The sequence below is a fragment of the Vibrio algivorus genome, from assembly GCF_030161215.1.
Classification (GTDB): Bacteria; Pseudomonadota; Gammaproteobacteria; order Enterobacterales; family Vibrionaceae; genus Vibrio; species Vibrio algivorus.
On sequence record NZ_BSPV01000004.1, the window covers coordinates 192,586 to 216,673 of the forward strand.

23 protein-coding genes and 6 pseudogenes are annotated in these 24,088 nt (G+C 40.4%); 12 read left to right on the top strand and 17 right to left on the bottom strand.

Annotated elements, in window-relative coordinates:
* The first annotated feature begins 22 nt into the window (after positions 1-22).
* The gene (locus tag QQJ93_RS06560; RefSeq protein ID WP_000734953.1) at positions 23-526 is read left to right on the top strand and encodes a hypothetical protein; all 504 of its coding nucleotides are present in this window, start codon (positions 23-25) and stop codon (positions 524-526) included.
* A gap of 300 nt (positions 527-826) precedes the next feature.
* Here the strand turns inward: QQJ93_RS06560 and QQJ93_RS16445 are convergent.
* Positions 827-2,356: pseudogene (locus QQJ93_RS16445) on the bottom strand (transposase).
* Between the two features lie 133 nt (positions 2,357-2,489).
* Between QQJ93_RS16445 and QQJ93_RS06580 the strand changes: the two are divergent.
* A complete protein-coding gene (locus QQJ93_RS06580; protein WP_089122735.1) occupies positions 2,490-2,792 on the top strand; it encodes a hypothetical protein in 303 nt (100 codons plus the stop codon).
* Positions 2,793-2,837: 45 nt separating this feature from the next.
* On the opposite strand, the pseudogene QQJ93_RS06585 reads toward QQJ93_RS06580, so the two are convergent.
* Positions 2,838-3,794: pseudogene (locus QQJ93_RS06585) on the bottom strand (IS110 family RNA-guided transposase).
* A gap of 408 nt (positions 3,795-4,202) precedes the next feature.
* On the opposite strand from QQJ93_RS06585, the gene QQJ93_RS06590 reads away from it, so the two are divergent.
* On the top strand, positions 4,203-5,099 hold the full coding sequence (locus QQJ93_RS06590; RefSeq protein WP_089122736.1) for a helix-turn-helix domain-containing protein: 897 nt from the start codon (positions 4,203-4,205) through the stop codon (positions 5,097-5,099).
* Between the two features lie 150 nt (positions 5,100-5,249).
* Here QQJ93_RS06590 and QQJ93_RS06595 read toward each other — a convergent pair whose 3' ends face one another.
* The 7 genes and pseudogenes from QQJ93_RS06595 to QQJ93_RS06620 all read right to left on the bottom strand — a co-directional run.
* On the bottom strand, positions 5,250-5,528 hold the full coding sequence (locus tag QQJ93_RS06595) for a type II toxin-antitoxin system RelE/ParE family toxin (protein WP_089122737.1): 279 nt from the start codon (positions 5,526-5,528) through the stop codon (positions 5,250-5,252).
* A complete protein-coding gene (locus QQJ93_RS06600) occupies positions 5,525-5,809 on the bottom strand; it encodes a type II toxin-antitoxin system TacA family antitoxin (protein ID WP_005398409.1) in 285 nt (94 codons plus the stop codon). Before QQJ93_RS06600 ends, QQJ93_RS06595 begins: the two co-directional genes overlap by 4 nt.
* A gap of 316 nt (positions 5,810-6,125) precedes the next feature.
* Positions 6,126-6,848: pseudogene (locus QQJ93_RS06605) on the bottom strand (IS91 family transposase); the annotation flags it as partial.
* Between the two features lie 282 nt (positions 6,849-7,130).
* Positions 7,131-7,427, bottom strand: a complete 297-nt coding sequence (locus QQJ93_RS06610; protein ID WP_089122739.1) for a type II toxin-antitoxin system RelE/ParE family toxin — start codon at positions 7,425-7,427, stop codon at positions 7,131-7,133.
* A gap of 6 nt (positions 7,428-7,433) precedes the next feature.
* Positions 7,434-7,676, bottom strand: coding sequence for a type II toxin-antitoxin system Phd/YefM family antitoxin (locus tag QQJ93_RS06615; RefSeq protein ID WP_089122740.1), 243 nt, complete (start codon positions 7,674-7,676; stop codon positions 7,434-7,436).
* Positions 7,677-8,024: 348 nt separating this feature from the next.
* A pseudogene (locus tag QQJ93_RS16450) lies at positions 8,025-8,144 on the bottom strand (IS91 family transposase); the annotation flags it as partial.
* Positions 8,145-8,250: 106 nt separating this feature from the next.
* A pseudogene (locus QQJ93_RS06620) lies at positions 8,251-8,437 on the bottom strand (hypothetical protein); the annotation flags it as partial.
* 95 nt (positions 8,438-8,532) lie between these two features.
* On the opposite strand from QQJ93_RS06620, the gene QQJ93_RS06625 reads away from it, so the two are divergent.
* On the top strand, positions 8,533-8,790 hold the full coding sequence (locus tag QQJ93_RS06625; protein ID WP_089122741.1) for a type II toxin-antitoxin system Phd/YefM family antitoxin: 258 nt from the start codon (positions 8,533-8,535) through the stop codon (positions 8,788-8,790).
* Positions 8,778-9,080: a type II toxin-antitoxin system RelE/ParE family toxin gene (locus QQJ93_RS06630; protein WP_025548916.1), complete on the top strand. Its 303-nt coding sequence runs from the start codon at positions 8,778-8,780 to the stop codon at positions 9,078-9,080. The genes QQJ93_RS06625 and QQJ93_RS06630 overlap by 13 nt, the downstream gene beginning before the upstream one ends.
* 43 nt (positions 9,081-9,123) lie before the next feature.
* Here the strand turns inward: QQJ93_RS06630 and QQJ93_RS06635 are convergent.
* Positions 9,124-9,308 (bottom strand): annotated as a pseudogene (locus QQJ93_RS06635) (IS110 family transposase); the annotation flags it as partial.
* Between the two features lie 79 nt (positions 9,309-9,387).
* On the opposite strand from QQJ93_RS06635, the gene QQJ93_RS06640 reads away from it, so the two are divergent.
* From QQJ93_RS06640 to QQJ93_RS06675, 7 genes are all read left to right on the top strand, one after another.
* On the top strand, positions 9,388-10,107 hold the full coding sequence (locus QQJ93_RS06640) for a class I SAM-dependent methyltransferase (RefSeq protein ID WP_089122742.1): 720 nt from the start codon (positions 9,388-9,390) through the stop codon (positions 10,105-10,107).
* Positions 10,108-10,242: 135 nt separating this feature from the next.
* Positions 10,243-10,860: an HAD family hydrolase gene (locus QQJ93_RS06645; RefSeq protein ID WP_089122743.1), complete on the top strand. Its 618-nt coding sequence runs from the start codon at positions 10,243-10,245 to the stop codon at positions 10,858-10,860.
* Between the two features lie 216 nt (positions 10,861-11,076).
* Positions 11,077-11,292 carry a DUF4177 domain-containing protein gene (locus tag QQJ93_RS06655; protein WP_089122744.1) on the top strand — a complete coding sequence of 72 codons (216 nt, stop codon included), beginning with the start codon at positions 11,077-11,079 and terminating at the stop codon, positions 11,290-11,292.
* 20 nt (positions 11,293-11,312) lie between these two features.
* On the top strand, positions 11,313-11,519 hold the full coding sequence (gene yidD, locus QQJ93_RS06660) for a membrane protein insertion efficiency factor YidD (RefSeq protein ID WP_284186057.1): 207 nt from the start codon (positions 11,313-11,315) through the stop codon (positions 11,517-11,519).
* Positions 11,519-11,908, top strand: a complete 390-nt coding sequence (locus QQJ93_RS06665; RefSeq protein ID WP_089122746.1) for a hypothetical protein — start codon at positions 11,519-11,521, stop codon at positions 11,906-11,908. The genes yidD and QQJ93_RS06665 overlap by 1 nt, the downstream gene beginning before the upstream one ends.
* A 134-nt stretch (positions 11,909-12,042) precedes the next feature.
* On the top strand, positions 12,043-12,402 hold the full coding sequence (locus tag QQJ93_RS06670; RefSeq protein ID WP_089122747.1) for a MerR family transcriptional regulator: 360 nt from the start codon (positions 12,043-12,045) through the stop codon (positions 12,400-12,402).
* Positions 12,403-12,449: 47 nt separating this feature from the next.
* Positions 12,450-13,025, top strand: a complete 576-nt coding sequence (locus tag QQJ93_RS06675) for an NAD(P)H-dependent oxidoreductase (protein WP_089122748.1) — start codon at positions 12,450-12,452, stop codon at positions 13,023-13,025.
* Between the two features lie 67 nt (positions 13,026-13,092).
* Here QQJ93_RS06675 and cueO read toward each other — a convergent pair whose 3' ends face one another.
* From cueO to pflB, 7 genes are all read right to left on the bottom strand, one after another.
* Entirely contained in the window at positions 13,093-14,724 is a 1,632-nt protein-coding gene (gene cueO, locus QQJ93_RS06680) for a multicopper oxidase CueO (RefSeq protein WP_089122749.1), read from the bottom strand.
* A 90-nt stretch (positions 14,725-14,814) separates the two neighbouring features.
* Positions 14,815-16,380 carry a SpoVR family protein gene (locus tag QQJ93_RS06685; protein ID WP_089122750.1) on the bottom strand — a complete coding sequence of 522 codons (1,566 nt, stop codon included), beginning with the start codon at positions 16,378-16,380 and terminating at the stop codon, positions 14,815-14,817.
* Between the two features lie 11 nt (positions 16,381-16,391).
* Positions 16,392-17,663, bottom strand: coding sequence for a YeaH/YhbH family protein (locus QQJ93_RS06690; RefSeq protein ID WP_089122751.1), 1,272 nt, complete (start codon positions 17,661-17,663; stop codon positions 16,392-16,394).
* 226 nt (positions 17,664-17,889) lie between these two features.
* Positions 17,890-19,824 (bottom strand): PrkA family serine protein kinase, encoded by a 1,935-nt coding sequence (locus QQJ93_RS06695; RefSeq protein ID WP_089122752.1) that lies wholly within the window; start codon positions 19,822-19,824, stop codon positions 17,890-17,892.
* Positions 19,825-20,101: 277 nt separating this feature from the next.
* A complete protein-coding gene (locus QQJ93_RS06700; protein ID WP_089122753.1) occupies positions 20,102-20,602 on the bottom strand; it encodes a YfbU family protein in 501 nt (166 codons plus the stop codon).
* Positions 20,603-20,682: 80 nt separating this feature from the next.
* Positions 20,683-21,423 carry a pyruvate formate lyase 1-activating protein gene (gene pflA / locus QQJ93_RS06705; protein WP_089122754.1) on the bottom strand — a complete coding sequence of 247 codons (741 nt, stop codon included), beginning with the start codon at positions 21,421-21,423 and terminating at the stop codon, positions 20,683-20,685.
* A gap of 171 nt (positions 21,424-21,594) precedes the next feature.
* Positions 21,595-23,871, bottom strand: a complete 2,277-nt coding sequence (gene pflB, locus QQJ93_RS06710) for a formate C-acetyltransferase (protein WP_089122755.1) — start codon at positions 23,869-23,871, stop codon at positions 21,595-21,597.
* Positions 23,872-24,088: the final 217 nt, after the last annotated feature.

A 24,088-nucleotide genomic window follows, 5' to 3' on the forward strand; every position in this document is an offset into this window, starting at 1 on the left:
GTTTAACTCTGAGGATAAATGTATGAAAAAACTCTTACTCATTTTATTTACAATATCATCCAGCTTTCCTATTTTTGCTGCTGAGGTTATTCATAAAGACTGGGTAATAAACACGGATGGTGACGATTACTATTACGCAGCAACTATTAATAACAGTGGTCATGTGTTTGGGAAATATTGTTACTTTGAAAACAAGCAGTGCTTATTCTTAATTACTGTTGATATAACTTGTACTAAGGGCAATAAATACCCTGTGTTGGTAAATGCCGAATCTGGTGCTCTAAATCTTAACCTTGTGTGTGGAGATCGAATGGGTAACCAGAATGTGTTGGTCTTTGACAACTTTGATCAGGTTGAGAGAACCGCGAAACAAAGTAAACAATTTGGGATCGCTATCCCGATGGAAAGTGGTCACTTTAAGGTATCTCGCTTCAGCTTATCAGGCTCTAGTTACAGCTTGGATACGATGACGAATGAGGCTGAGAAGCGTGTATCGTTATCAAATGTTGATAGCGAGTTACTTTAAGCTAACAAACGCCTCAAGAGGGACTGTCAACGCGTGGCGTTTCCAGTCCCAATGAGTCGCGGTGGTTACGGTTGTTGTGTTTGAGTTTGGTGGTCATGCGTTGTCAGCCCCTTAGGCGGGCGTTGAGGCTGTAGGATTTCTCTATTTTTAGCTGTTTTTTCATGAAATTATCGGTATTTTTGTTACTGATAACGTGTTAAATGCTGCACGATGATACTTGTCTTTATGGTGATAATAAAAGATAGAGTGCGGTAAAGTGAGATAGGAGGCAATTTTGCCTTTAATTGGCGGGTTTACCCGCTAATCTAGATAATTTCGTAGCTTTTCTATGTTGTGGAGCATGCTAAACATCGCCCATTGGGCGTTCACTTTCTCTTTTCCTCTCATTGTGAATCGGTTCATCTGCTTATTTACCGTGATGTTACCAAAAACAGGTTCAACGCAGCCGAGCCGTTTACTGTATTGTCGCCGTCCTTCCGGACTGTCAATTTTGTCTTTCATGGTCTGCATGTAATCAAACTCTTTGGTATTTTTATAAATAAAGAAGACTTGTCGTCCGACATTTTTCTTGGGTGGTTTTCGCATACATTGTGATTGGTGAACACATTGGCGGCAGTCATTTAAGTAACCACCGAACTGAGCGCCATGCTCGCCTCGAATTACCGCATTTTTACTGCTTAAACGCATCATCTTTCCAGCAGGGCACTGACATGTCACCGCCTCTTGGTCGAACTTGAACATTGAAATTGGGTAGCAAGTTTTCCCTGTTTTGGAGCGACTTTTTCGTTTCTTTGCCTGCTCAGTTTGGTAGGTTTTACTATTTTGAAAAAGTGGATTTCGGCTACGAAATCCAGTGTCTGCAATATAACAATCGTAATCAGTTTCAATCAAAAATTTGAGGTTAGCTTTACTGTGAAAGCCACTGTCAGCGGTGAACTTCGTCGTTTGATTTGCTGTATTCGGCAAGCGTTCTAATTGCTTTTGTAAAGCCAGCACAGCTGGCTTTAGTGTCTGTTGCTCTCCAACACTTCCCCAAACTTAGCTGTGCAGAATGATTTGATGTTTATCATCGGTGATAGCAATACCGTTATACCCTTGAATCGTCCCTTTTGATGTGGTCATTTTAGCACTGTCGTTATCGGTAATATTGCTTTTCACTGGCTTATTATTACTACCAAGTTTGTCGGTTGTCTTTGCTAAAAAATCTGCGATTTTTGCTGCGCCATTATCGAGCTTTTGTTTTTGCTGTAAGTCTTGTTCAATCACGCTGTCCGGCAGTGAATCTTGGTTCTAATGACGTTCAAGAATACGTCGACTTGCACGCTCCAGTTTCTCTTTTTTACGTTGCAACTCATCATGTGTGCCACTCCATTCCTTGCTGGCATTTGATGAAATTTTACAGCCATCGATAGCAAACATATTGCGCCCAATAAGACCTTGTTGGTCACAAATCATTAAGACTTGAGTGAATAGAGGCTCAATGGTCTCTTTCATGTTGGCGATAAAGGATGCAATAGTCGTAAAGTGAGGTCGCTCATCGCCAGATAAACACATAAAAGTGACATTGTTCATGCATGCTTTTTCAATCCGACGACTTGAGAGCATGCCGAGCGAGTAAGCGTAAAAGATGATTTTAAGCATGATAGAAGGCGGATAGGCTGCAGCACCGCATTTCCCATTGTTGTACAGTGAATTAAATGCTGATAAATCAAGGTGGTTATCTACGATATGGGAAATCGCATATTCGATAGTGCCAGGTATGAGTTGCTCATTAATGATAATGGGCACAAACATATTTTGATTTGAGTGATCAGGTTTGAAATTGGGCATAGCGGTATGTTCTTATGAATAATTTAGATTAGATCATAACCAGATAATGCCTTCAAGCTGATATTGTGGTGAAATAAAGAACAAAAGAGGTGATGGAAAATCCTACAGCCTCGTTATGTGAAAAGGAAAATTCATGGCTAGATATCGAGTAGGTGATAAATATTTATCAGAAAGTGAATATGAAGAGCATGTTTCTGGTAACTGGAAGTTTGGTTTGTTTTTGGTCGGGGCTGTTGTTGTTGGATATTTTGTAAATTCTTGGCTTTCTGGCTTTGAACTCTCGAAAAGTGTTCGTGTTGCTTTGGTTATGATTGCGGCAATTCCTTCGGGGTATTTGGCTACAAAATTAAGTAATGTCGCTCGCATTGCGTTTGGGCTAGCTATTCTAGGCTTAGTAGGCTGGGTAGTTCTGTCAATTATTTGGAATGTACTTTGAAAATAGGTGTATTTTTCACATAACAAACGAGTATGGCGTCAATAGCTAAATCTTAGCTTTATTTTCATCCCACATGACGCCATCTCTTAACATCGAATTTAAAGTAACAACCATCTTTCTAACACAGGCAACAATGGCGACTTTCTTCGGTTTTCCTGCGTCTAAAAGACGCTGATAAGTGGCTTTAAATACAGGGTTACATTGCATCGCTGACATCATTGCCATATAGAGAACTGTCCTTACTTGGGCTCGACCACCTTGAATGGTTCTTTTGCCTTTATAGCGGCCACTTTCTTTGGTTATCGGCGCGACGCCGATAAGAGAGGCTGCTTGTTTATTGGTAATATAACCAAGCTCAGGAACGTTACTAATAATCGATGTCGCCGCAATATTTCCGATTCCAGGAACGCTTTGCAAAATAGTATTTTTGCTTTGATATTCAGGACATTCATCAATCAGCTTTATTAATTTTTCTTCTATTTTGGTGATTTGATTTTTCATTGCCGTAAGAATGGGTTTTATTGACGAGTGAAGCTCTTTAGGCAAGATTTGAATTCGATTTTTCTCCATCGTTTGCATAGAAAGAAGCTGATTGCGTCGAATGACTAAATCACTCATTAATCTGATATTTTTCGGTTTTATTTGAGTAACCAGAGGCTGAATAGCGTCACCATAATGAGCGATAAGTTCAGCATCTAATCGGTCGTTTTTCGCTTTTCGTCCAATAGCTCCTGCAAAGCGTTTAATATGGATAGGATTAGATCTAACAATAGGAAGATGAGCTTAAGCACAGGCGAGCACAAAGGGCATTTCTAGCCGTCCTGTGGCTTCAATAATAATGCGCTGAGGCGCATATTTTTCTATGGTTTTAATCGCTTCTTTAATGCCTTTTACATTATAGGTTACAGTGAAATAGATATTGAGAGGGCGAATAAAAAGATCTAATTGTGTTTTGCCTGTATCAACACCGATATTAATGTTTTGAAGTGTATTTGTATTCATAATAAGCTAACTCATGCTTGCGTAATGCGGGTTCGAGACCCAGTCGAGTATTCGAGGTTTATGCTTGGAGTCCAATGTAGCGTTCGTGTTTGTTATCGGTCTCTCGATAGAGGAGCCAGCGTTCAATCGAACTACTACAAAGGAAGCTTTAGTTGCAGCTAAAGTCTGGGTCTCACTTTACCCAATTTCATGAGTTAGTATCCATACAAAGCATTTAATAGTGATTCGCAACGCTTGGCGCTTTCGCTTCGCTCAAGTATAGCCAAGCGCTGCTCACGCCTTAATGCGGCGTTAACTGGCAAGGAAGCAACCCGAGATCGATATCTTTTATTCAACTCATTGTCCAATAATGTGTGAGTGCGTAGAATTGCGAGTAATTTATATTTATTAGTGGATTAAAGGTTGAACGTGTTTGAAATCATTGTCGAGAACAAAGAGTGGTTGTTTTCCGGAGTTGGGGTAGTGGTTGTTACTGCATTTTATAACCACTTTTTCAATAACAAGCCGATAGAATCAGGACAAAAAAAAGATCAAGTGATCGAGATAGAAGCTCCTGTAATGGAACAAACCGAACCAGAAACAGAAGTCAGTCAAATTTCCCAACGGCTAGTTTTAGTTTTAGAACTAATGAACGAGAAAAGAGAGTATTCGAAGTTTACTATTGCACAATTAGCTCAAATCATGAAGCTACATAAAGTCAGTGAACTTGAAGATATTTTCCGAGGCAAGGAAGAGCCTACATTTGAGTTTATTGAGCGGTTTTGTGATGTATTTGGTGTTAACAAAACTTGGGTTATAGAGGGTAAGAGAGCCCCATTTTCTAATGATGAACAGACGCTTGGAGAACCACTGTGGTATCTAGAGGTTATCGAAAACCTTAATCCGCAGCGAGTGTTCTTTGTTCGTAAAAACTCAAAAGAAGCGCCAGCATTTATAATGGTGAAATTAAATGATTACAAATTTAAAATATTTCACAGAACATGGCATATAAGTGATGAAGTAGGGGCTGGAGGTCAGCGACAGCTGGTTAGCTTTTATGAGCTAGTTAAGGCACTTCGCGATGCAAAAGGTTATTATTCGAAGTGCGGTGGTCTAACTCTTGATGAAGATGATTTCAAAGAGTTATTCCGCGGAGATAAGTATCCTGGTGTATATACAGAGCTGGGTCGATCAGAAGATCCATGGTGGGATGATTTAACAGATATTAATCATAGTTATCCAATCTCTGCCAATTATGGAGATTGGCATGGAAAAAGCTTTCTGAAAGCTCAAGAAATTATCAAGTGGAAACTACAAGATAACTAACATAAGCCAGTTAACAAGTATTTTAGAGTGATTCCCAACGCTAGGCATTTTTCATTCCATCGTTGGGTTTAGTGTTTACCGTGGTATGGTTAAGTTTCGTGGTAGCGTTGCTCACCCCTTAACAGGGCGTTAGTTCCCCAGAGGTAGCAATCAATCCATAGGGAACTTTTGTTTCTGGTGGAGTACGCGCATAATTCGGATGATATCACCTTCGACCCAATATGAGACGATCATCGAAATCTCTGGAATAATGAGCAATCGGCCACGAATACCATCTCGCTTTACACCCATTAGAGGTTGCTCTAGCAAGTTTTCTACTTTTGCTTCAATGAGGTTGTCAGTTTTCTCTGCTGCATCAGGGTTGAAATCATAGAGAAACTCAAAGATTTTTTCGCGATCATTAAGTGACTCTTCTTCCCATAAAATCATTGCTTACCTCGATTACGGATTCTGGCTTTGCGTTCTTCCATTCGAGACTTAGCAGTTTGGTGCTCAACGAAAACGGATTTTCCTGAGTCAAACTTCTCAAATGCTAGGTTTACTTGTTCAGTTAGCCATGCATCGTGAGATAATGTTTTGCGTTGTTGTTCAGCGAGTTGTTCAGTAAGTTCACGGCAAGCATCACTTAATGTGCGACCTTGGCTTTCAGCCATTTGTTGAGCTAGGCGTTTTGTTTCCTCATCAACACGAAATTGAATTCTAGTGTCCATGATTTATCCCTTTGGTTGTGTGTGTACAAATGTTAGCACTAGACTTTGAGATGGGCAACTAACAAATAAGGATAGGTGTCGCGCAGCCGACACCTTATCTGGGTGTTGAACAAGCCCGAAGCTGCTTATTATTGTAAATTGGTCGATATTAGTTTGCGGTAGGTATTGGATTCTTCTTTTCTTTAGACGAACTTAACCATGACAAAATTAAAATATAATCTTATCAACTAGTTGGTGTCTATTTTTCGTTCTTCATTCTTTGATTGATTCTCCTTTGTTTAGTGGTCGCCATTATCCTTATATTTTAGCCTTACGGCTAACTCGTTCGACTGATCCTAACACATGACATTTCATGTTGGCAGCAAGGACAAAGCCGAAAGGCTTTGCTCCGTAAAATACTGGATTTAGGTAGCGATGAGGCTAAATTAGGTATGAATAACAGTTGGATTTTCCACCGTAATGTTCGGGCGTTACCTCGTAAAAAACCATAATCTCTCACTCGTTGTAATCCCTTGGGAAGAACATGCTGCAATATCAACCATAAGAACTTGAGCACAGGCAAGGTTCTTTGCTTCCAACGTTGATTTTGGCTATTTTGATATCTAAATGTCACATCTGAGTTGGTAATTTTTATGATGTCCTTATCGGCTAAAACACCACGATACAAATAACGTGAAAGATATTTTAAGGCAGGTAATCCATAGCCAATGTGCCGACAATCAACTACCCATTTTTGTGGGATATCGTAAGGCAATCTAAGGTTAGGATGAGCCCGAATAGAATCAAGCAACCGAGTTCGCCATACTTTAGCCAGTGCAAACTCATTAAATAGGTAGCGAGAATTACCCTTATGCCATTGATGTTTTTTAGGATCATAAGTGCCGGAAGGTACGATGATATGCAAATGAGGATGAAGATTGCGCCGGCGATTGTGAGTATGCAATGCCGCAGTAAAACCAATATCTCGTTTGTGCTGTCGATTGGCAAAGTCTTTTAAAACGGAGGCGGCTTCGTTCAACAAAGTGTTTAAGACAGATTCCCAACGCATGGTATTCCCCATTCCATCGTTGGGTTTTGTGTTTCCGGTGGTATGGTTAAGTTCAGTGGAGGCGTTGCTCACTACTTAATGCGGCGTTGAGGCTGTAGAATAATTCATTATGCTGGTAATTTTATAAAAAACACCAATTTTAACTCATTGTTTTCTTAGTGTTTTTATTTTTGATAATTGCTGTATTTTCTCGAAAGTGGAGAAATCCTACAGCCTCGTTAGTTTACCAATCAAGATCTTCACCCTAAATTTCAGTATAGAGCGAAGAATCAATCATAAGTGGTTTTGCGGTAGTTGTGACTGACCGAGAACAGCAACAACCAAAATGAAGCCATCTTCTTTTGTAAAGTAAGCTGTGTGTTTACCAACAGGAAAGTGAAACCCGTTTGGGTAAATGTCATCGCAACTTCGACTAACTTCCGGATTGTCAGCAAGCATCTGAAACCCGGTCAGTAACGTATCTTTGTAGTTGCGCCACTGAATCTCTGAAAAGTTATTAACGGTGTAGTTTTTGATTTTTAATAAATGAGCCTGAGCTAATTTACTTAGTTTGAATTTATTCTTTTGCATAGTGGATTACAAGGCGCTCAAGAAGTCTTCACCATCAACCACATTGCCTTGTGCCAGATCTTTTTTCGCGGATTCAAAGCAATGTTTAAGGTAATCAGCTTTCATAGCTTCTAGCTCTTCATAATCTTTAATAGACATTACAACTACGGCGTCTTTGCTGTTTCTGCTAATTTTTACTGGCTCACGCTGGGCACTCAGAAGAAGTTCGCCAAAATTACGTTTCGCATCATTTGCTGTTAATGTGTGCATGATCAATCTCCAAATCTGGAATTACAGTAAGATTATAGTTGGTCGCATGAAATGGTCAATATAATTAAATCGTGCGATCTGTGTAAAAGGTAAACTAACAAATAAGGATAGGTGTCGCGCAGCCGACACCTTATCTGGGTGTTGAACAAGCCCGAAGCTGCTTATTATTGGAAATTGGTCGATATTAGTTTTCGGTAGGTATTTAATTTTGCTTTTCTTGAAACGAGTTTAACCCTGATAAAATTAAAACTTAATATTATCAATTGGTTAATCTTAATTTTGTTTCTTTCTTTGATTAACCATCCATTTTATACTGGTCGCCATTATCCTTATATTTTAGCCTTTCGGCTAACTCGTTCGACTGATCCCAACACATGACATTTCATGTTGACAGCAAGGACAAAGCCGAAAGGCTTTGCTCCGTAAAACACTCGATTTAGGTAATGATGAGATTAAATTAGGTATATACCCGTCGTACTTGAAGCTGCAGTTTTGTTGCCGGCGTTCATTCGCCCCAATCACATAGGCGAGCTATGCTCATGGGGCCTCATTCACTTGTCGCCTCACTGCAACTTCAATTACTTTGGGTATAAACAAAAGTTGGATTTTCATCCCACATGACGCCACCCCTTAACATCGAAATTAAAGTGACAACCATCTTTCTAACACAGGCAATAATAGCGACTTTTTTAGGTTTTCCTGCGTTTAAAAGACGCTGATAAGTGGCTTTTAAACGCAGGCTTGCATTGCATCGCTGACATACAGTTTCACCACTTAACGCGGCGTTGGTCATGGAGCTTGCTATACTCAAAGTGATAGAATAGTATCACTTTAGTATTCCTTCGGAGCAGCTCTCATGAAAGTAGAATTAGTCACATCACTCAAGCGTCAAGCAACTAAGATCCTCGCCGATCTCCGCGACACCAAAGAACCAGTGTTAATTACTGAGCATGGTAAGCCATCTGCGTATCTCGTTGATGTTGATGACTACGAGTTTATGCAAAATCGTTTAGCTATTCTTGAGGGTATTGCACGAGGTGAGCGTGCACTAGCTAACGGTAAAGTGGTAAGTCATGATGAAGCCAAGGACAAAATGTCAAAATGGCTGAAATAATCTGGACTGAGCCAGCGTTATCTGACCTCAACGATATCGCTGAATACATCGCACTTGAAAATATCGTAGCTGCAAAGCAATTAGTGCAAACGATCTTCTCCAAAGTCGAACGCCTACAAACTTTCCCAGAGTCAGGTCGTATTCCACCCGAGCTAGAACATTTAAGTTATCGTGAAGTTGTCGTTAATCCATGTCGAGTTTTCTATAAACAAGACGGTGACAAAGTGTTTATTCTGTTTGTTATGCGTGCAGAGAGAGATTTACGTAAGTTCTTGTTGAGTAAGCAATAACCCTTGGGAATGAGCGGCTAACAAACGAGTATGGCGTCAATAATTAAATTTTAGCTCTACTTTCATCCCACATGACGCCATCCCTTAACATCGAATTTAAAGTGACAACCATCTTTCTAACACAGGCAATAATTACGATTTTTTAGGTTTTCCTGCATTTAAAAGACGCTGATAAGTCGCTTTAAATACTGGATTAAATTGCATCGCTGACATCATCGCCATATAAAGACAAAAGAGGCGATGGAAAACCCAATAGTCTCGTTATGTCACAGGTGAATGTTACCCCCAGAGTATGAGAGAGTTTGTTATGAACGAGCAATATAATAGTGAAATATCAAAACATTATGCAGCTTATCGCCCACCTATACACAGCAAAATTTTAAAACAGGCTATATCTCATTGTGGAGACTTTGAATTCCAGTATGGGATAGATGTTGGTTGTGGTACTGGACTGTCTAGCAAAGCTTTATCTGAGTTTTGTACAGAAATCTTAGGCGTAGAGCCAAGTAGTGAAATGCTTTCTCAAGCAGATCCAAATGAAAATATCTCATATATCCAAACTACCGGGGAACACATTCCTATAGAGGAGCATTCATCGGATATCGTCACCTTTGCAGGTTCTTTGTCTTATGCGAAGTCAGATGCTCTGGTGACTGAACTCATTCGAGTTTGTCGTCCTGATTCTATTATCCTCGCTTATGACTTCAAGGTTCAGTTATCCGAGTTCATGTCCCTTCTACAAGTTGAAATTACGGCTAAGCCTTCAAGCTACAACCATGCTGAGAACTTTGAAGGCTACCATGAATTTGAAGAGTTAAAGGTATATCAAGGTGACTTGACCTTACCAATGACTTCCGAACAGTTGGCACATGTTTTGTTCTCGTCAATGAAATACTATGTAGCATTAATAGGTCGTTTCGGGGAAGCGGATGCATTTTCATCGGTAGTCAAAGCGCTAGGAGAGAATTTCATCCATCAAGTGAAAGTGGATACATATTATTCGGTATATAAAGTAAAAGTGACATAACAAGCCTTTGAGATTGATTCGTAACGCGTGGGACTTTCGTTTTGTAGGCATTTTAGTGTGTAACATCCAATTTTTAGTGGTACTCAAAGTTAGAGTTTTTCATTGCTGTGATTAAGCTTTATTGAAGGAGTAAAAATGAGTTCTGATAGCATAAAGAATGTAGTTTTTGATATCGGTAATGTTGTTGTTCGTTGGGCTCCTTTGGAGATAATTAGACTTACTTTTGGTGAGATAGATTCTCTCGAAGAACAAGAAAAATTAATATTTCAGTCTGAAACTTGGCGAAGTTTGAACAAGGGGCAAATAACTGAGAGTGATGCGAAATTCCAATATCAAAAAACAATAGGTTTAACTGAGTTAGAATGTGAACGTCTTTTCTATTATGTGAAACAGACACAGATCCTAATCTACGGCTCCGTAGAGCTTATTAAGCGTTGTAAATCTGCAGGTTATAAAGTATTGGCGCTAACAGATAATGTTCATGAAATTGTATCTCACTTAAAGGCAAGTTATACATTTTGGGATTTGTTCGATGGTGCAATCGTTTCTGCAGAAGTCGGTTTGCTGAAGCCTCAAACCGAAATTTACCATTCACTACTCTCTCAATATGATTTACAAGCTTCAGAAACCGTGTTCATTGATGATATGCCATATAACGTTAAAGGTGCAGAGGCAGTTGGTATCTCGGCGATTCAGTTTGTAAGTGCAGCTCAATGTGAACAAGCTTTAAAGTCACTTGGAGTTCGGCTCTAATGGCAGCATTTCCCATACAAACAATTCAAGAGGGGTTTTGCACGTGTGATATTTGGGGTGTGCGGCGGTTTTGGTGTTGAAGTGTCGTGCAGTAACATCAGTATTGTGTACTTCCTCCCTAATTAGGCATATACATTATACTCCACAATGCTTATCTTGATGTGTTTTTATTATCATTATAACATTATGTTTTTATTGAATTAGTTGGTGGTTAGTATGACAAAGTTTACAGAGTATAAAGTGGTTCATATTGTTGAAGGTGGCTGCGGTACAATTTTACTTGGGGCTAGTGGTTTGCCAGTACAGAAAATGGAAGCAGAGCTTAATAAATATGTGCAAAATGGCTGGCAGGTAGTGTTTCAAGTCGTTGAGCAGAAACGCTTTATGCTGTTTTGGAAACGAGAAGCAGTGATTATTACTCTGGGACGATAAGTTTGCTTAAGTACATCTCTATGAAATTGATTCATCGCTACCAAGCTAGCGGTGGATCGAAGCAGTTGTTGAACATTGAATGTAATTTTGAGCCTACGTGCTCTGAATATACAAAACAATGTATTGCAAAATATGGGGCTGTAAAAGGTTGGAAGCTTGGTTTAGCGAGAATTAAACGTTGTAATCAACCTGATCTCGTTGAAAAAATATATGATGAGGTGCCGTAGTGCGAATATTTGAGTCCACTGAACAGTTAGAAGAAAACGAAGAGTTGCTAAGAAAGCAGGTGAATTTGTTGCCTGAAGTACAGAAAAAAGAGTTTTATAATCGCCAGTCAAAAAAGCTCAAAGATCCTGATACCTATGCAGCGTTGAACTGGTTTTTCCTTGGCGGTTTACACCATTGTTATCTCGGAAAATATGCATTGTTTGCATTAGAGTTAACACTGTTATCAGTGAGTGTTGTGGGTTTTGTCTTAGGCCACTCTAGCGCACTTCTAATCCTCGCGTTACTAGTCATCTATGAATTACCACAATTGTTCTTTTCTCAAAAGATAGCTCGGCAACACAACTATAAATTATCTTGTGAAATTTTTAATGATATAAAACGAAGTTGAAATAAAACTTTTGCATAACAATGGGATATTGTTTCAATAATTAAATTTTAGCCTTCTATTATTATCCCACTCTCTTGTGTTCCGTTAGTCTAGCGTTTAGTTACACGAACTCATTAGCACAATAAGGAAGTTAAGTGTTTATTAATGAAGCATCTAAATTATCTGGGGCAACTCAAAGAGCAATGAGACTATACGAGTCTCTTGGGTTATTGAGTGTTGCTAGGTCGGGAAAATACCGAGTTTATAGCCAAGAAAATATAGATCAAATAAAGATGATTAGAGAGGCTCAAACACTTGGGATTACACTTTCAGATATGGTGGCTTTGAAAGATGGATCGAAAGAATTCGATTGGAACCTAGTCAGTCATTTCTTGATTCAGAGGCAACAAGAGGTTGAGAGCAATATAAAAGAGCTAGAGAGGTTAAAGCTGCGTATTCAACAGTATCGAACTTCGATAGAAAAGTGTATTCGGGTACTTGACTCTGACCTTTAGGTGAGAGTTTAAACTGCATGTCTTACCCAAAATGGAGATGTGAGTTTATGAAAAAAGTATTGGTGATCAATGGAAACCCTAAACCTAATAGTTTGTGCAAATCTTTGGCCGATCAATATACGTCTGTTGCGAATAACAAGCATAAAGTTCAGCAAGTTAATATTGGTGATTTGAATTTCAGAATCAGTTTAGACCAAGGATATGATAGGGTTGCCGTTTTGGAACCTGATTTAGTTGATTTTCAAAATAAAATTCAATGGGCAGAGCATATTGTTATTGTAAGTCCAGTTTGGTGGGGAACGATCCCAGCAAAGTTTAAAGGGGTGATTGATAGGGCTTTTTTGCCTGGCTTTGCATTTAAATATGTAGATGGAAAAACTATTCCTGACAAACTACTGAAAGGGCGTACATCCGAACTCATTATTACGCTTGATAGCCCTCCTTTTTGGTATAAATACATAAAAGGGAATGCGATATATAAGCAGTTAAATCACTCTATTTTGGCATTCTCAGGAATTAAAAATATTTCTTCGACATACTTCGGTCCGGTTATTAATTCAGATAACAATAATATTAAAGCCTGGTTGAACAAAGTCGCGCAATTAGCGAATATACCCAAGTGACTTCAAGATGAAAACTAGCCCTTTAAGCAGGGCTAGTAAATAGAGCTAGTTTTGTTCAATCTAAGGCTTACGATACCGTAAACTGCATCATCATTCCGGTATCTTCATGTTCTAAAATATGGCAGTGCGCCATGTATGGTGTTTCTTTTGAGGCTAAATGATTAAATTGAACCAAAAGTTCGGTTGTGCCCATAGGAAATACGCTGATGGTATCTTTCCAGCCACTTAAATGTTTTGGTGGCGGGTTGCCATTGATGGATAACACTCTAAAGCGGCAGCCATGAATATGGAAAGGATGCAGCATGTGATCTTTGCCTTGGCTAATCGTCCAGTGTTCTAACTCACCTTGCTTAGCATTAAAGTCAATGCGTTGCATATCAAATGGACGACCGTTGATGGTGTTGATGTGCAATAGTTGCTTTTTAGTGAAGGTCGAATCTGTTGTCGCCATACCTTTCATATCATGCTGCATGTCGTGTTTCATGTGCATACCGTGTGAATCATTCGAGCTAGACTTACTGTGTGCATTCATCATATCCATACGTTTTGCCATACCTGACATTTTCGGTTGTCTGGCCATCATGACTTGCATCGCTTGTCTATCTAACTCTTCCGGCATACCAAGCACTACGTCACGTTTTACTGTCGCTTGAGATGGTGTGAGAGCGGGAAGTACCGCCATTGTGGTTGGAAGTTCGCCTTTGCCTTTTTTGCCATTGGTTTGTACGCTCACCAGTGGGTAGGGTTGATTAAATGGCGCATGCATCATCCCCATTTGTTTTACAGGTAGAGTGACCCAATCAAACGGTTGGTTATTGTGTGTAGAGACTAAAATGTCGTAACGTTCACCTGCCGCCATATCAAGCTGTGCCATTTTAACTGGTTTATCAAGTAAGCCAGCATCAGAAGCAACAACATAGAATTCACGCTCATCGGAAGCGGTTAAACGGTAAGTACGAGCATTTGAACCATTGAGTAGATGAAACCTCACCCAACCGGAGTTGACCTCTGCTTGAGGATAGATTGCGCCGTTGATTAACACTTGGTTACCTGCATAACCCATTGCCACATTAACAATATCTAGAAGTTCATAATCAAATTCACCATTGTCTTTAAAACGACGGTCTTGAATGATAAGAGGGATTTGATCGGCTCCCCATTCTGAAGGGAGGTTAAGTGAACGACTTAATTCATCTTCAATTAAAATCATACCGGCAATGCCTTTAACGACATATTCGGCAGTGGTTGGATGTTGATGAGGGTGAAACCAACTTGTGGCAGCGGGTTGACGGATTGGTAAAGTCACCTCCCATGATTGATTGGGTTGGATTAACTGGTGCGGCCCACCATCTAGATCCCCGGGGATTTCTAAACCATGCCAGTGAAGAGTCATCGCTGTATTAAGCTGATTCGTAACTTTAATATCGGCACTTTTACCTGAGCGCATTTTTAATACTGGGCCAAGAAAAGCACCGTTAATTCCGCAGGTTGGCGTTGTTTTATTTTTTAAAAATTGGCTAGTACCGGATTGAATGGTTAGTTGTGTTTGACCTTTAGCGGTATCAATTAATTCGGGAATTGGTAAGGCTGGTTGCTGAGAGTTCAGACTAGGTTTAGCCAGTACGCTTGGAATACTCGGCAATGTTAACCCTGCTACACCTGCGGCAGAGCTTAATTTTAAAAATCGACGACGGTCCATGATTCTCTCCTTACAGAACAGTTGCTAAGAACATAAAGGTTCCAGTAAGGGGAGAGTCAATAAGTTTTCGGTCAATAAAATTAAGTCAGTTTATGAAATTCCATGGCCTGTATGGTTGTCTGATTTAGGTGGGCAAGTGGCTAACACTTCTCTGCGGCCAGAGTCTTTCACTTCTTCCAAAATAACATCGAAGCCCCATAAGCGGTGTAGGTGTTTTAATACTTCGGGATAGCCATCATTGAGTGGAATTCTGTCTTGTGGGACATGCTGCAAGGTGAGAGAACGGTCGCCACGCACATTCACATTCCATACCTGAATATTGGGCTCTAGGTTACTGAGATTATATTGTGATGCGAGCTTTTCACGGATCACTTGATAACCTAATTCATCATGAATGGCGCTTACTTGGATATAATTTTTTCTGTCGTCATCTAGCACTGAAAAGAGCTTAAAATCACGTATCACTTTTGGCGATAAATATTGGCTGATGAAGCTTTCATCTTTGAAGTTATGCATGGCAAAGTGAAGAGTGTCTAACCAGTCACTTCCTGCAATTTCAGGAAACCATTCTTTATCTTCTTCGGTTGGATGCTCACAGATACGACGAATATCTTGGAACATTGCAAAACCAAGTGCATAAGGGTTAATGCCACTGTAGTAACGGCTGTTGTATTCCGGCTGAGCCACGACACTAGTATGACTATGCAGGAATTCTAAAATGAAAGAATCAGTAACCACACCTTCATCATATAAGTGATTCAAAATGGTGTAGTGCCAAAATGTGGCCCAGCCTTCGTTCATCACTTGGGTTTGCTTTTGTGGGTAAAAGTATTGGCTTATCTTACGGACAATGCGCACGATTTCTCGTTGCCAAGGTTCTAGCAGTGGGGCGTGCTTTTCAATGAAATACAGTAAGTTTTCCTGAGGTTCGCTCGGAAAACGGGTTGCTTCGTGTTGTTCATCGTGGTTGGATTTTGGTACGGTGCGCCACAGCTCATTGACCTGTGATTGTAAGTAAGCCTCTCGTGATTCTTGGCGCGCTTTTTCTTCTAGAATTGAAATTTTTTCAGGGCGTTTATAGCGGTCAACACCGTAGTTCATTAAAGCGTGGCAAGAATCGAGAATATTCTCAACTTCACTGATGCCGTACTTTTCTTCACATTCAGTGATATAAGTACGGGCGAATAATAAGTAGTCAATAATTGAACTAGCATCGGTCCAAGATTGAAAGAGGTAATTGCCTTTGAAGAAAGAATTATGGCCATAACTCGCGTGTGCCATCACTAAGGCTTGCATGGTAATGGTGTTTTCTTCCATAAGGTAGGCAATACATGGATCGGAATTGATCACTATTTCATAGGCAAGCCCCATGTGGCCATGCTTATAGTTTTGCTCTGTTTGAATAAAACGTTTACCAAAAGACCAATGATTATAATTGATAGGCATTCCCACACTGGAGTAAGCATCCATCATTTGTTCTGCGGTGATCACTTCAATTTGGTTTGGGTAGGTATCAAGACGATAATGTTCCGCCACACGTTTGATTTCCGTATGGTAGAGTTCTAATAAATCGAAAGTCCAATCTGGGCCGGTTGGTAATGGATACCCCGGATGTGCATTTTGTTTTTCTAATGTTTGTTGTGTTTTACTCACCATAATGCATCCCCTTAAGATTGAGTTTGCTTTTGAAATAACTCGCGAAAAATTGGGAAAATATCGTCAACGGATTGAATGTTCTTCATGGCAAAATTATCAAAGGCTTCGTCAATTTTTTCGTATTCATTCCATAACGTTTGATGTGCCCGTTTGGTGATTTCGATATAAGAATAGTATTGGCAATCGGGCAGTAATTGTTTCACTAGCAATTCTTTACAGCGTGGCGAATCATCTGCCCAGTTATCGCCATCGGAAGCCTGTGCCGCATAAATGTTCCATTCATTCGTCGGGTAGCGTTCTTTGACGATGTCACTCATTAATTTTAGTGCACTGGAAACAATCGTGCCGCCGGTTTCTTGAGAATAGAAGAACTCATGCTCGTCGACTTCTTTGGCTTGAGTGTGGTGACGAATAAATACGACTTCTACATTTTCATACGTGCGAGTTAGAAACAGGTAAAGCAAAACATAAAAACGTTTCGCAATATCTTTAGTCGCTTGATCCATTGAACCTGAAACATCCATTAAGCAAAACATCACCGCTTGGCTCGATGGAATGGGTCTACGTTCATAATTTTTGTAGCGTAAATCAAAGGTATCAATAAAAGGAACGCTGGCGATTTTTTCTCGTAGTTCGGTGATTTCACTTTTTATTCGCGTCTCTTCTAATGGCTGAGCAGGCTCACTCATCATAACGTCATCAAGCATACTTTCTAATTCACGAATTTGACGACGTTTAGAAGCGGTCATCGCAGTACGTCTGGCTAGTGATTGCTGTAATGAACGGACTATCGCAATATTAGAAGGGATCCCCGCAGTTTGATAACCAGAGCGGTGGGTTTTCCATTCGGTGATTTTATTGACTTGGTTTTTTCTTAAATTGGGTAGCTCAAGATCTTCGAATAAGATATCAAGATATTCATCTTTGGATATTTGAAAAATGAAGTCGTCTTGGCCTTCACCATCATTACTTGCGTCACCTTGCCCTGAACCACCAGAACCGCCTGCTGGTGGGCGATCAATACGATCTCCAGTAATAAATTGATCATTACCTGGGTGAACACGTTCTTTCGTGCCGCCTTTGCCTTGATGGAAGGAAGGTTCATTAATGTCATGATTCGGAATAGATACATCTTCACCTGTTTCAGTATTGGTGATAGAACGTTTCTTTACCGCCTCAGCAACGGACTTTTTGATTTGTTCTTTATTACGGCGAATAAAGCGCTGCCGATTGACTGTGCTTTTATTTTTACCGTTTAAACGTCGATCAATAAACTGTGACATAGTGCCTCCCCAAGCAGTATCCTCAACATGTTTACCCTTCGTATTTGAAGTTGCAGCTTTGTTGACGGCGTCCATTCACCCCAATCGAATAGGCTGGCTATGCTCATGGGCTTCATCGACCTGTCGCCTCACTGCAACTCCAATTACTTTGGGTATTTACAGCGCGCAGTAGGGTTAACTTGATTTTGTGATAGTACAAGTTAACCAATACTAAATGCTGATTCAGTTATGAGGACTTACGTACGCGTAAATACCACTCAGCTAGTAAACGAACTTGTTTCTTGGTGTAGCCTTTCTCCATCATACGGGCAACAAAGTTATCGTGTTTTTTCTGATCATCAGTAGAGGTTTTCGCATTGAATGAAATAACAGGAAGTAGCTCTTCGGTATTCGAGAACATTTTCTTTTCAATTACAGTGCGAAGTTTTTCATAGCTCGTCCAAACTGGGTTTTGGCCGTTATTGTTGGCGCGAGCACGAAGCACAAAGTTAACGATTTCATTACGGAAATCTTTCGGGTTACTAATTCCGGCAGTTTTTTCTATTTTTTCTAGCTCATCGTTTAGCGCTGAGCGGTCAAATAATTGGCCAGTTTCTGGATCGCGATATTCTTGGTCTTGAATCCAGAAGTCAGCATAGGTGACATAACGGTCAAAGATGTTTTGTCCGTATTCTGAATAAGACTCTAAATAAGCGGTTTGAATTTCTTTGCCTATAAACTCGACATATTTAGGTACTAGGTAGCCTTTTAAGAACTCGAGGTAGCGATCTGCTGTTTCTTGTGGGAATTGTTCACGTTCAACTTGTTGCTCGATAACATAGAATAGGTGAACAGGGTTGGCTGCCACTTCAGTTTGATCAAAGTTAAACACGCGCGATAAAATCTTAAAGGCAAAACGGGTCGATAGCCCCGACATACCTTCGTCTACGCCAGCATAGTCACGATACTCTTGATAGCTCTTGGCTTTTGGATCAGTGTCTTTGAGGGTTTCGCCATCATAGACACGCATTTTGGAGAATATCGATGAGTTTTCTGGCTCTTTTAGGCGCGATAAAATACTGAATTGTGACAATATATCTAAGGTGCTAGGGGAACACGGTGCTTGTGATAGTTCACTGTTGAGTAGTAGCTTTTTATAAATTTTAATCTCTTCAGACACGCGTAAACAGTAGGGTACTTTGACAATATAAACACGGTCGAGGAAAGCTTCATTGTTCTTATTATTACGGAAGGTCTTCCACTCAGATTCATTGGAGTGAGCGAGAATCATACCGTCAAATGGGAGGGCTGATAGCCCCTCAGTACCGTTATAGTTACCTTCTTGTGTTGCAGTCAGTAGGGGATGTAAGACTTTAATTGGCGCTTTGAACATCTCAACAAATTCCATCACCCCTTGGTTGGCTTTACAGAGTGCACCTGAATAACTGTAGGCATCAGGATCATCTTGTGAGTAATGTTCTAATTTACGAATATCAACCTTACCAACTAGTGATGAAATATCTTGGTTGTTTTCATCACCTGGCTCAGTTTTGGCTATCGCGATTTGATTCAAAATAGACGGACGAACCTTAACTACTTTAAATTTGGTAATGTCGCCTCCAAACTCTTGTAAGCGTTTTGCAGCCCAAGGTGACATAATTGAACGTAAGTAGCGTTGATCAATACCGTATTCACTTTTTAATAGCTCTCCGTCTTCATCGACATTAAATAAGCAGAATGGATGATCGTTAACCGGACTACGAACGCCATTGGCTGAAAGTACATAAATTGGCATTTGTTGCATTAATGCTTTTAGTTTTTCGGCTAATGAAGATTTACCACCGCCCACAGGGCCGAGTAAGTAGAGAATTTGTTTACGTTCTTCTAAACCTTGAGCAGCATGTTTTAGGTAAGATACGATTTGCTCAATGGCTTCTTCCATACCATAAAAATGCTCGAAAGTTTTATAACGAGAAATAACTCGGTTAGAGAAAATCCGGCTTAACCTTGGGTCTTTCGAAGTGTCTATAATCTCTGGCTCACCTATTGCGAGTAACAGCCGTTCTGCTGCATTCGCATAAGCACTTTTGTCCTTTTGGCACAACGAAAGGAAGTCTTGGAGAGAAAGTTCTTCATCTTTAGAAGCTTCATAGCGTGATTGGTAGTGGTCAAAAATACTCATAGCGAATCCCCTTGAATATATTGAATGGTGAAATCTGCACACCCTATTATTAAGACTAGACTCGATTTTGGATTCTGCTTAACAATTATGTACTTATTTATGTCATCATTTGCTCGTTCATCATGGATCGCAATTCAAACAAATTAGACAATATCGAAGATAAAACAAATGACCGAAGGATTGACAGAATAGGGCTATAATTCAATGTGTCAGGTAAGAGATAAACAAAAGCGCGGCTAAATTCAGCCGCGCTTTGGGGATAGGTATAAAGAGAATCTTATGCGTTAAAGATTTGGGTCAGCTCTGTCGCCGATAAGTGATATTGACGAGGGCAATTACGCCATGTGCTAATCATGCGGCGATATTTGTCTAACATCGGCATCTGAGCATTGAAGTGGTGATCACCTTTATCAAACTGAGGGTACAGACCTTCTGAATCTGTTAGGAAACGAACATAGTTTACGGCTTGGTGCTCAGTGGCAATATCGAAGCCGAGGAATTGTAAGCGACGTTGGTCAACGTTCGCTTTATCCGCTTCAGAAAGCATGTTATTTGATTCTTGCATTGCATGATACATTTCCATGATATCGATGATTTCGCGGCAAGTATCTTCTTCCATGCGGCCAAAGTTTTTATCCAACTCACGCATTTGTAAGCCATAGCCACGCTCTACGATAGTTTGTAGACGCTTATATTTCTCTGCGTTATTTGGCTCTAGTTGCGCCATTAGGTTGTATTGGTTTGATAAGATCAAACGCTGTGCGTTAGTCATTTCCATGGTGAACCTCGATAAATTTAATTGAATTCGTTTAGCTTACTTTCCATTTCGCTAGTTATAACGTGATAAATGAAGAACACTTAAAACATCACGTTATCGTTATATTTGCTGAGTATTGCTACTATTTTTTCCATTGTCTCTTTTGACGGTGGTTCAACACCTTCAAGTGGGTAGTCATGCCCTAACGCTTCCCATTTATGAGCACCAAGCTTGTGGTATGGGAGCAGTTCAATTTTCTCAATGTTATCCATATTTTTGATGAATTCACCGAGCATTTCAGCGGCTTCGATATCGTCGGTGTAGCCTGGAACGATAACGTAACGTAACCAGGTTTTCTGACCAATTTTATGTAGATAACGAGCAAAATCTAAAGTGCGTCGATTTGATACGCCAATGAAATCATGATGAATCTCGTCTTTCATATGTTTGATATCGAGCATCACAAGGTCGGTCGCATCAAGAACTTCATCAATGACATCAGTATGTTTACGAATATAACCATTGGTATCTAGACAGGTATGAATGCCTTCGGCTTGTGCTGCGCGAAATAGGTCACGAACAAATTCAGGTTGTAACATTGCTTCGCCACCTGAACAGGTAATGCCGCCACCCGATGCATTCATAAAATGACGGTAAGATTTAGCTTCAGTAATGATTTCTTCTACAGTCACTTCTTTGCCGCCATGGGTATCCCATGTATCGCGGTTATGGCAATACATACAACGCATTAAACAGCCTTGCATGAATACGATGAAACGAATACCGGGGCCATCAACTGTGCCACAAGATTCATAAGAGTGAATACGACCAAGAGTAGACATAGGAAAATTCCTTAGCTTTTTTAATGCTTTTATTTTATTACAAAAGATAGGGTTAACCTAGCAGAAGCACGAGTTTTTTGTAGAGAGTTTGAAGTTATTTGGGTATAGATAAACAAAAGCCCCACTCAAGAGAGAGTAGGGCTTGGTCATTATTCTGAAAGCTCTAAAAGATTATAGAGATTCAGTAAATGTACGTGCGATTACGTCTTGTTGCTGTTCAGCAGTTAGAGAGTTGAATCGTACAGCGTATCCAGAAACACGGATAGTTAGCTGAGGATATTTCTCTGGGTGCTTAACGGCGTCTTCAAGCGTTTCGCGGTTAAGAACGTTTACGTTTAGGTGCTGACCACCTTCAACGCCTGCTTCATGGTGGAAGTAACCATCCATTAGACCCGCAAGGTTGGCTTTCTTCGCATCGTCAGTCTTACCTAGTGCGTTAGGTACGATAGAGAATGTGTAAGAGATACCATCTTGTGCATCAGCAAACGGTAGTTTCGCTACTGAAGTTAGAGAGGCTACAGCACCTTTCTCATCGCGACCGTGCATTGGGTTAGCACCAGGAGCGAATGGAGTACCGGCACGACGACCATCTGGAGTGTTACCCGTCTTCTTACCGTATACCACGTTTGAAGTGATAGTAAGGATAGATTGAGTAGGGATAGCGTCACGGTAAGTCTTAAGCTTACGGATTTTACCCATGAATACAGAAACAAGTTCACATGCGATGTCATCAACGCGAGCGTCATTGTTACCAAATTTAGGGTAGTCACCTTCGATTTCGAAATCGATCGCTAGACCGTCTTCGTCACGGATAGGCTTAACTTTTGCGTATTTGATTGCAGATAATGAGTCAGCTGCAACAGATAGACCTGCGATACCACAAGCCATTGTACGACGAACGTCACGGTCATGAAGAGCCATTAGAGACGCTTCGTAGCTGTATTTGTCGTGCATGTAGTGGATAGAGTTCAATGCGGTTACGTATTGTTTTGCTAACCAATCCATGAAGTGGTCCATTTTGTCCCACAACTCGTTGTAATCTAGGTATTCACCTTCGATTTTGTCCATTTTTGGACCAACTTGGATTTTCAGTTTCTCATCCACACCACCGTTAATGGTGTATAGCATCGTTTTTGCTAAGTTTGCACGAGCACCGAAGAACTGCATTTGCTTACCAACAACCATTGGAGATACACAACAAGCGATTGCGTAGTCATCAGATTGTAGGTCAGGACGCATTAGGTCATCATTTTCGTACTGGATAGAAGAAGTATCGATAGACACTTTCGCACAGAAGTGCTTAAAGCCAGCAGGTAGTTGCTCAGACCAAAGAACCGTGATGTTTGGCTCTGGGCTTGGACCCATAGTGTATAGGCTGTTTAGGAAACGGAAGTTAGTACGTGTAACTAGTGTACGGCCGTCAAGACCCATACCACCCATTGATTCTGTTGCCCAGATTGGGTCACCAGAGAACAACTCATCGTATTCAGGAGTACGTAGGAAACGAACCATACGTAGCTTCATTACGAAGTGGTCGATCATTTCTTGAGCTTGTTCTTCAGTGATGCGACCTGCAGCAATATCACGTTCGATGAAGATATCTAGGAAGCTTGAAGTACGACCAAGAGACATTGCCGCGCCGTTTTGTGATTTAACTGCTGCTAGATAGCCGAAGTAAGTCCATTGGATTGCTTCTTGTGCAGTTTCTGCAGGGCGAGAGATATCACAACCGTATTTTGCAGCCATTTCTTTGATTTGGCCTAGTGCACGGTGTTGCTCTGCGATTTCTTCACGAAGTTGCATTGTTGCAGTTAGGTCTTCGCCATTTTCAAAACGCTCTTGTAGAGACGTGAATTGAGCGAATTTGTCTTTCATTAGGTAATCAATACCGTATAGCGCTACGCGACGGTAGTCACCAATGATACGACCACGACCGTATGCATCTGGAAGACCAGTTAATACGCCAGATTTACGACATTTCATGATGTCTGGAGTATAGATATCGAAAACACCTTGGTTGTGTGTTTTACGTAGTTCTGAATAGATTTTAGATACTTGTGGATCTAAAGTACGACCGTAAGCTTTACAAGAACCTTCAACCATACGGATACCACCGTTAGGGATGATGGCACGCTTAAGTGGTGCTTCAGTCTGAAGACCGACAATCGTTTCAAGATCTTTGTTGATGTAACCTGCATCGTGTGCAGTGATGGTAGAAATAACAGACGTGTCAAAATCTAGAGGAGCAAGAGTTTTGTTCTCAATTTTGATACCTTCCATTACTTGAGCCCAAAGCTTATTCGTTGCTTCAGTACCCTCAGAAACTAGGAAAGATTCATCGCCTTCATATGGCGTGTAGTTCTTTTGAATGAAATCACGAACGTTTACTTCGTTTTGCCAATCACCGTTAGCAAAACCTTCCCAAGCTTTAGCAAATTGCTCTGCCATGACATACCTACCTTTTTAGTAGAAAAAATACGCACTGTTGTGAGAAATTAATGGGTTAACTACTCACGGCCCGGAGGTTCCAGTGCACTCTGATTAATAATACTGATGGATTAGAGTCTAACCCATTAGTATTAGTATTCTAAGTTGCCGTATCGTAACGCTGAGCAATCTAAAATACAAAGGAAATAACCATAATTAATCTAGTTCAATTCTAGAA